The sequence below is a fragment of the Micromonospora sp. NPDC003776 genome (assembly GCF_053605645.1).
On sequence record NZ_JBSGJR010000324.1, the window covers coordinates 1 to 7668 of the forward strand.

The 7668-nt window shown below is 72.8% G+C and carries 7 protein-coding genes and 10 tRNA genes; 13 read left to right on the forward strand and 4 right to left on the reverse strand.

The features are described 5' to 3' along the window. Positions 1 to 197: 197 nt before the first annotated feature. The gene (locus ACWEVO_RS23345) at positions 198 to 2204 is read left to right on the forward strand and encodes a GTP-binding protein (RefSeq protein ID WP_452309655.1); all 2007 of its coding nucleotides are present in this window, start codon (positions 198 to 200) and stop codon (positions 2202 to 2204) included. Here ACWEVO_RS23345 and ACWEVO_RS23350 read toward each other — a convergent pair. After that, positions 2182 to 2793: a DUF6058 family natural product biosynthesis protein gene (locus ACWEVO_RS23350; RefSeq protein WP_452309656.1), complete on the reverse strand. Its 612-nt coding sequence runs from the start codon at positions 2791 to 2793 to the stop codon at positions 2182 to 2184. The genes ACWEVO_RS23345 and ACWEVO_RS23350 overlap by 23 nt on opposite strands. A gap of 30 nt (positions 2794 to 2823) precedes the next feature. Beyond that, on the reverse strand, positions 2824 to 3519 hold the full coding sequence (locus tag ACWEVO_RS23355) for a class I SAM-dependent methyltransferase (RefSeq protein ID WP_452309657.1): 696 nt from the start codon (positions 3517 to 3519) through the stop codon (positions 2824 to 2826). An 87-nt stretch (positions 3520 to 3606) separates the two neighbouring features. Here ACWEVO_RS23355 and ACWEVO_RS23360 point away from each other — a divergent pair, with 87 nt between their 5' ends. The 12 genes from ACWEVO_RS23360 (at position 3607) to ACWEVO_RS23415 (ending at position 6725) form a co-directional block, all read left to right on the forward strand. Next, the gene (locus ACWEVO_RS23360; protein WP_452309658.1) at positions 3607 to 4197 is read left to right on the forward strand and encodes a TetR/AcrR family transcriptional regulator; all 591 of its coding nucleotides are present in this window, start codon (positions 3607 to 3609) and stop codon (positions 4195 to 4197) included. A 288-nt stretch (positions 4198 to 4485) separates the two neighbouring features. After that, positions 4486 to 4557 (forward strand) — tRNA-Trp (locus tag ACWEVO_RS23365). A 100-nt stretch (positions 4558 to 4657) separates the two neighbouring features. After that, a tRNA-Pro gene (locus ACWEVO_RS23370) sits at positions 4658 to 4730 on the forward strand. A 32-nt stretch (positions 4731 to 4762) separates the two neighbouring features. Beyond that, positions 4763 to 4835 (forward strand) — tRNA-Glu (locus ACWEVO_RS23375). Positions 4836 to 4860: 25 nt separating this feature from the next. Continuing rightward, positions 4861 to 4934 (forward strand) — tRNA-Gly (locus tag ACWEVO_RS23380). A 32-nt stretch (positions 4935 to 4966) separates the two neighbouring features. Then, complete coding sequence (locus tag ACWEVO_RS23385; RefSeq protein ID WP_452309661.1) at positions 4967 to 6166, forward strand: RtcB family protein; 1200 nt, start codon at positions 4967 to 4969, stop codon at positions 6164 to 6166. 43 nt (positions 6167 to 6209) lie between these two features. Beyond that, positions 6210 to 6282: transfer RNA gene (locus tag ACWEVO_RS23390), tRNA-Arg, on the forward strand. A gap of 23 nt (positions 6283 to 6305) precedes the next feature. Next, positions 6306 to 6378, forward strand: a tRNA-Gln gene (locus tag ACWEVO_RS23395). 5 nt (positions 6379 to 6383) lie between these two features. Continuing rightward, a tRNA-Leu gene (locus tag ACWEVO_RS23400) sits at positions 6384 to 6456 on the forward strand. 10 nt (positions 6457 to 6466) lie between these two features. Continuing rightward, positions 6467 to 6539: transfer RNA gene (locus ACWEVO_RS23405), tRNA-Leu, on the forward strand. A 30-nt stretch (positions 6540 to 6569) separates the two neighbouring features. Then, positions 6570 to 6642 (forward strand) — tRNA-Arg (locus ACWEVO_RS23410). Between the two features lie 13 nt (positions 6643 to 6655). Next, positions 6656 to 6725: transfer RNA gene (locus tag ACWEVO_RS23415), tRNA-OTHER, on the forward strand. Between the two features lie 65 nt (positions 6726 to 6790). On the opposite strand, the gene ACWEVO_RS23420 is transcribed toward ACWEVO_RS23415, so the two are convergent. Both ACWEVO_RS23420 and ACWEVO_RS23425 read right to left on the reverse strand, forming a co-directional pair. Continuing rightward, positions 6791 to 7198: a RidA family protein gene (locus tag ACWEVO_RS23420; RefSeq protein WP_452309659.1), complete on the reverse strand. Its 408-nt coding sequence runs from the start codon at positions 7196 to 7198 to the stop codon at positions 6791 to 6793. After that, on the reverse strand, positions 7195 to 7668 hold a 474-nt coding region (locus ACWEVO_RS23425; RefSeq protein WP_452309660.1), incomplete at its 5' end, for an NAD-binding protein. The genes ACWEVO_RS23425 and ACWEVO_RS23420, both read right to left, overlap by 4 nt.

Below are 7668 nucleotides of genomic sequence, written 5' to 3' on the forward strand. Positions count from 1 at the left end.
GTGGTGTCCTCCCCTTGAGGACACCACCACCTCGCCGACGTCGTTCACCCGCCCGGGTTAATCGGTTGCCCGGCCGACCCGCCGGTTGCTGCAATCGCACCGACGACATCCACCGAGTTCGAGGAGCACCACGATGCGCGCCGCGTCCATGTCCCACCAGGAAGGAATGACCACCTGCTCGAAGGACATGACGCTTCGTGACAACCCTCAATCTCGGCATCCTCGCCCATGTCGACGCCGGTAAGACGAGCCTGACCGAACGGCTGCTGCACACCGCCGGCGTCATCGACGAACTCGGCAGCGTCGACCAGGGCAGCACCCGCACCGACACCATGGCCCTGGAGCGGCAGCGCGGCATCACCATCCGCTCCGCCGTGGTCTCCTTCACCGTCGCCGGGGTCACCGTCAACCTGATCGACACGCCCGGCCACCCCGACTTCATCGCCGAGGTGGAACGGGTCCTCGGCGTACTCGACGGCGCGGTGCTGGTGGTCTCCGCCGTCGAAGGCGTACAGGCGCAGACCCGGGTGCTGGCCCGCACGCTGCGCCGGCTCGGCATCCCCACCCTGTACTTCGTCAACAAGGTGGACCGGGCCGGTGCCGATCCGGACCGGGTGCTGCGCCAGATCGCCGACCGGCTCAGCCCCGACGTGGTCGCCCTCGGCCGCGTCGACGCGGCCGGCACCCCGGACGCCCGCTGGCTGCCCGCCGCCCCGGACGACCCCGATTACACCGCCCGCCTGGTCGACCTGCTCACCGCGCACGACGACGCGCTGCTCGCCGCGTACGTCCGGGACGAGCGCGCGCTGACCCCGGCCCGGCTGCGGGCGGCGCTCACCACCCAGACCCGGCGGGCCCGGGTCCACCCGGTGCACGCCGGCTCCGCCATCACCGGCGCCGGCGTCGACGAGCTCATCGCCGGCATCGTCGAACTGCTACCGGCGGCCGACGGCGACGACGACGCCCCGCTCTCCGGCACCGTCTTCAAGGTCGAACGCGGGCCGGCCGGCGAGAAGATCGCGTACGCCCGGATCTTCGCCGGCACCGTGCGGGTCCGCGACCGCATCCGCTACCGCGGGGACCACCTCGCCAAAGTCACCGCGATCGCCGTCTTCGACCACGGTGACGCCGTGCCCCGCGACGCGGTCGGCGCCGGCCGGATCGCCCGACTGCACGGCCTCACCGAGGTCCGCGTCGGCGACCACCTCGGCGCGCCCCCCGACCGGCCGGCCGGGCGGCACCACTTCAACCCGCCCACCCTGGAGACGGTCGTGGAGCCCGCCCGGGTCGCCGACCGCGCGGCGATGCACGCCGCGCTCGCCCAGCTCGCCGAGCAGGACCCGTTGATCAACCTGCGCCAGGACGACCTGCGCCGGGAGATCGCCGTCTCCCTCTACGGCGAGGTGCAGAAGGAGGTCATCCAGGCCACCCTCGCCGACGAGTACGGCGTACCGGTCACCTTCCGCGAGACCACCACCGTCTGCGTGGAGCGGGTGACCGGCACCGGCGCCGCCGTCGAGTGGATCGGCAAGGAGCCCAACCCCTTCCTCGGCACCGTGGGCCTGCGGATCGAACCGGGCCCCGTCGACAGCGGCGTCGAGTTCCGGCTCGGCATCGAACTGGGCTCCATGCCGCTGGCCTTCCTCAAGGCCATCGAGGAGACCGTCCGGGAGACCCTGCGCCAGGGCCTACGCGGCTGGGAGGTCGTCGACTGCGTCGTCACGCTCACCCACGGCGGCTACTGGGCCCGGCAGAGCCACGCCCACGCCGTGTTCGACAAGAGCATGTCCAGCACCGCCGGCGACTTCCGCAATCTCACCCCGCTGGTGCTGATGGCCGCGCTCAGCCGGGCCGGCACCCGGGTCCACGAACCGGTGCACCGGTTCCACCTGGACCTGCCCGCCGACCTGCTCGGCACGGTGCTCCCGGTGCTCGCCACCCTCGACGCGGTGCCCCGCAGCGCCGCCCTGCGTGGCGCGTCGTACCTGCTCGACGGGGAGGTGCCTGCCGGGCGGGTGCACGCCCTGGAACAGCGCCTCCCGTCGCTCACCCGGGGGGAGGGCACCCTCGAATCCGAGTTCGACCACTACCGGCCGGTGCGCGGCCCGGCGCCCAGCCGCCCGCGCTGGGACCACGACCCACTGCACCGCAAGGAGTATCTGCTCGCCGTCGCCCGCCGGGTCAGCGCGCGGCCGGAGCGCTGACCGGCCGGGGCCAGCGGGACCGCACCGCGTCCACGCAGGTGTCCCGCGAGGTGGGGCCGCCGAACCGGAGCCGGTCGTACCCGGTGAACGCCGGTTCGAGGGCGTCCAACTCGTCGACCCGGGCGTGCAGCCGGTCGAGCCAGGCCGCCGACCCGGCGTCCGGTTCGTCCGGTGCCGCCCGGATCGCCGCCGTCAGCTCGTCCTTGCGGCGGATGCTCTCCGGGCTGACCGAGCGCAGGCAGACGTACTGGCCACTCAGGTAGGTGTCCCACTCCGCCGCGCCCTGCGCCGGGTCGGCCCACTGCCCGACGAACCACCCCGCCAGCCGCGCCACCCCGCCGGCCCGTTCTGCGAGGGCGAACAGGTCGGCCGGGACCATCTCCGCGCCGTCCGAGCGCAGATAGCTCGGCAACGGCAGTCGCCGGTCCAGCATCAACCGGCGTACGTCGTCCGGGTCCCGCCCGGTCGCCGCGCACAGCTCCGCCAGCACCACGAACTGCCCGGTGACGTACGCGTCGTCCGCCGCCGTCATCGGATGCACCCCGTTGACCTGTTCGAACCGCTCCGCCACCCGCTGCCGCAAGGTCATCCCGGCCCCCTCTCGTCGGTGACCGACAGGCTAGGGCCGCGATCCTTCGGCATCGGCCGAAGCATCGGTCGCCGCCCGCCGGGCCTGCACGTAGCGCAGGGAGGGCCAGCGGTCCCCGGATCCGACCAGCTCGAAGCCGGCCCGCTCGACCAGCTCGGCGAGATCGGCCATCGCGTGGTGCTGCCGTGCATGCCGGGCCAGCACGCCGAACAGGTTGGCGACGCGGAGGTGGCGCGGCTGCGCACGGAAGTCGGCGAGGAGGAGTCGGCCGCCGGGGCGCAGCACGCGGCGCATCTCCCGGACCGCGGCCACCCGGTCCTCCGCGGGCACGTGATGGATGGCGAGGCTGGAGACGACCGCGTCGAAGGAGGCATCCGCGTACGGCAGGGCCTGCGCGCCGGCCACCTGGAAGGTGCAGTTGACCGGTGACCGGGTCGCCGCGTACGCGACGACCGAGGGGGAGGGGTCGATGCCGACGACCGCTCCCTCCGGTCCGACGGCCCGCGCCACCCGCCGGGTGAGATATCCGGTGCCGCAGCCGATGTCGAGCACCCGGTCGCCGCGCCCGATCCCGCTCAGCGCCACCAGGCCGTCGTAGACCTGCCGGCGGCGCCCCAGCATGCCGACCGCCGCGCTCCACTCGTAGCGGCGCGCGCCGCGGATCAGCGCCCCACCCGCGTCCCCGCCGTGCTCGTGCCGTTCGTGCCCCTGCTTCCCGTGTGCCATCGATCCTCCACCCTCCGGCTTTTGCGATACATATTGTCTACACCACTACGATCCGTCGTGCCAGGGGCGAGCTGTATGATGAGCGCCGTGCCGAAGCTGTGGAACGAGACCATCGAGGCGCACCGGCGAGCGGTGCACGACGCGATCCTCGACAAGACCGTCGAACTGGCCGGCGAGCACGGCGTCCTGACCGTCACCATGTCCCAGATCGCCGAACGGACCGGCATCGGACGCGCCACCCTCTACAAGTACTTTCCGGACGTACGGGCGATCCTGCTCGCCTGGCACGACCGGGAGGTCGCCGCCCACCTCGCCCAGCTCACCCAGGCCCGCGACCGCGCCGGCGACGCCGGCGCCCGGCTCCAGGCGGTGCTCGACACGTACGCCCGCCTGCAGAGTGACCGGACCGCACATCAGCGGCACACCCGCTTCGGTGCGGAACTCGCCGCGCTCCTGCACCGCGACGGGCACGTCTCCGACGCGCATCGCCAGGTCACCGCCCTGCTGACCGACCTGCTGACCGAGGGCGCCAGCGCCGGGCAGATCCGCGACGACGTACCCCCGGCCGAGCTGGCCGCCTACTGCCTGCACGCCCTGCACGCCGCCGCCGCCCTGCCGTCCGCCGCCGCGGTCCGTCGGCTCGTCACCGTCACCCTGGCCGGCCTGCGCGCCGGCTGAATCCGAGCAGGGTCCGAATATTCGTTGCGTTCGCTCCCGCCGGACGCCTACCTTCGACGAGCTACATCAACCGGTTCCACACCCAGGGAGCACACCGTGTCGCAGCAGTACCGCACCCACACCGAGCGGCCCGCGCCGCGCGGTGCCCTGCTGCCGGAAGGCAACCTGGCCCGCTGCCGACGGCAGCGGTGGCAACCGGGGCGGTGGCGCGACTAGCGCCCGCGCGACACACGCGCAGCCGCCCGCCCTGCGACCAGGGAACGGGCGGCTTTTTCGTCGCCGGATCCGAGGGGCGTAGCTCAACGGAAGAGCACCGGATTCCAAACCCGACGGTTGCAGGTTCAAATCCTGTCGCCCCTGCTTCACCTGTCCCGGCCGTGGCCGGCGACGTCGATTCTTCTCAACTCCACAGTGGACGGCATGAGCACGATCCCGGCCGGCGTACCCGCCGGCCGGTCATCCGGGACGAGGGAGCTGGCTGACCCGCTCGCCTTGGGCGCGAGAGACACGCGGTTCGATTCCGCGGTCCCGGACTCCGCGTGGACGGCGACCCGCCGTCCCGCACGGGCCGTTGGAGCAACAGGAAGCTCACCCGGTTCTCACCCGGGAGGCTGCGGGTTCGAGCCCCGCACGGCCTACGCCGGTCCCCACCGGGACCGACCCGCGGTTGTAGCGCAGCCCGGCAGCGCGTCACCCCGCCACGGTGAAGATCGCCGGTTCGAATCCGGCCAACCGCTCGGACACGCACATGAAGATCAAGGAGACGATGATGGGTTTCACCCCGTTGGCCGGTACCCGGGCACCGGTCCGGGTCTGGACCGACCCCTACGCGATCGAGGCGCAGGCGGCCAAGCAGCTGCGCAACATCGGCGCGCTGCCGTGGGTGCAGGGCGTTGCGGTCATGCCGGACGTGCACTTCGGCAAGGGCGCCACCGTCGGCTCGGTCATCGCGATGCGCCAGGCCGTCTCCCCGGCCGCGGTCGGCGTGGACATCGGCTGCGGCATGTCGGCGGTGCGCACCTCGCTCACCGCCGCGGATCTGCCGGACGACCTCGCCCCGCTGCGTACGGCGATCGAGGCGGCCATCCCGGTCGGCTTCGCCAAGCGCGACGACGCGGTCGACCCGCGCCGGGTCCGGGGCCTGGAGCAGGGCGGCTGGGACGACTTCTGGCGGCGCTTCGGCACCCTCGACCGGAAGGTCGCCCAGCTGGAGACCCGGGCCCAGCGCCAGCTCGGCACCCTCGGCGGCGGCAACCACTTCATCGAGGTCTGCCTCGAGCAGGGCGGCCCGGACGACGGCCGGGTATGGCTGATGCTGCACTCCGGCTCGCGCAACATTGGCAAGGAACTGGCCGAGCGGCACATGGCGGTGGCCCGCAAGCTGCCGCACAACGTGGACCTGCCCGACCGGGACCTCGCGGTCTTCCTCGCCGGCACGCCGGAGATGGACGCCTACCGCCGGGACCTCTGGTGGGCGCAGGAGTACGCGCGGCGCAACCGCGCGGTCATGCTGGCCCTGCTCTGCGGCGTCGTACGCGACGCGTTCCCGCAGGTCAGCTACGACGAGCCGACAAGCTGCCACCACAACTACGTGGCGGAGGAGAGCTACGACGGCGTGGACGTGCTGGTCACCCGCAAGGGTGCGATCCGGGCCGGCAAGGGCGACCTTGGCATCATCCCCGGCTCGATGGGCACCGGCTCGTACATCGTGCGCGGCAAGGGCAACCTCGACGCGTACAACTCGGCGTCGCACGGCGCCGGGCGGCGGATGTCGCGCGGGCAGGCGAAGCGGACGTACAGCACCGAGGACCTGGCCCGGCAGACGGCGGGCGTCGAGTGCCGCAAGGACGCCGGGGTGGTCGACGAGATCCCCGGCGCGTACAAGGACATCACCCAGGTGATGGCCCAGCAGGAGGACCTGGTCGAGGTGGTCGCCCACCTCAAGCAGGTCGTCTGCGTGAAGGGCTGACACCCGGCCGGCGCCCCTCGGGGGGTGGGGCGCCGGTCCTCCCGCCCCGATGGCGTAGCGGAGAACGCGTCGGATTACGGATCCGAAGATCCCAGGTTCGAGTCCTGGTCGGGGCACGGTCCGCCGTCGGCGGACACCATGCGAGCTGGTGCAACTGGCAGCACATCCCTCTCTGGAAGGGAAGGTTCGAGGTTCGAATCCTCGGCTCGCAGCGCCAGCCCTCGTAGCCCAACGGCAGAGGCAGCGGTCTGAGTGGCCGCGCAGTGCGCGTTCGAATCGCGCCGAGGGCACGTTTTCCAGGCCCGGGTAGCCCAAAGGGAGAGGCACCGCTTTCAGCAAGCGGCCAGTGTGCGTTCGAATCGCACCCCGGGTACGGACGGCGGGATCGGTTTCCGCCGCTCATGCCCCCGTGGCGCAGTGGAGAGCGCGTCGGAATCCGGATCCGAAGGCCGCTGGTTCGATCCCAGCCGGGGGTACGTGCTTCATCCCGACCAGATGCCCGAGTGGTGAGGGAGCGGTCTGCAAACCGTGCACGCGGGTTCGATTCCCGCTCTGGTCTCGCCGCGCCGTCCGCTGTGGGAGCGAAGCTGCGGGGCACCCGGTCCGGGTGCCCCGCAGGCGTCGTCAGCGCGGGGTGACGGCGGCCGTCACCTCGACCTCCAGCACCGCGCCGTCCAGGAAGAGTCGGCTCACCTCCACCGTCGTGCTGGCCGGCCGGGAGTTCGGAAAGTACCGGCCCCGAACGGCCGCGTAGCCGGCCAGGTCGGCCAGGTCGGTCATGAACGTCCGGATGTGCAGGACGTCGTCGAAGCCGGCGCCGTGTGCGGCGAGCAGCCCGGCGATCATCTCGAAGATGCGCTCGGACTGGGCCCGGACGTCGCCGGGCTCGACGATTGTGCCGTGCTCGTCCACGCCGACCTGGCCGGAGAGGACCAGCAGGGCGCCGCCGGGCAGGTCGAGCCGGGCGACGTGGGCGAACCGGTCGCCGAACGGGGCGGGGACGGTCGCCGGGTTGTCCAGGGTGATGGTCATGCGTACTCCTTGTCGGCGCTGCGGGTGAGGGTGGCGATGTCGTGGTCGGGGTGGGGTGCGGCCGCCAGCACCGACGCGGCGGCGCGCAGCAGGGGCGCGGGGGCGTCGCCGAGTGCGTCGAGGGCGAGCCGGGCGTCCTTGGCGGCGAGGGTGACGGCGAACGCGGCGTCCGTGGTGGTCGCCCGGGCGACGGCGCCGTCGAGCGGTCCGCCGGCGAGGGCGTCGAGGGCGGTACGCCGGTCCAGGCCGACCGCCTCGGCGACGGCGAGCGTGTCGGCGATCGCCGTGACGGCGGTGACGAGGGCGGTGTTGAGGACGAGTTTCCGGGCGGCGCCGCGGCCGGGGCCGCCGCAGCGGCGGACGGTGCCGAGGTGTTCCAGGAGCGGGGTGACCCGGTCGACGGCGGCCTCGTCGCCGCCGGCCTGGACCGTGAGCCGGCCGGTTTCGGCGGCCGCCGCGCTTCCTGCGAC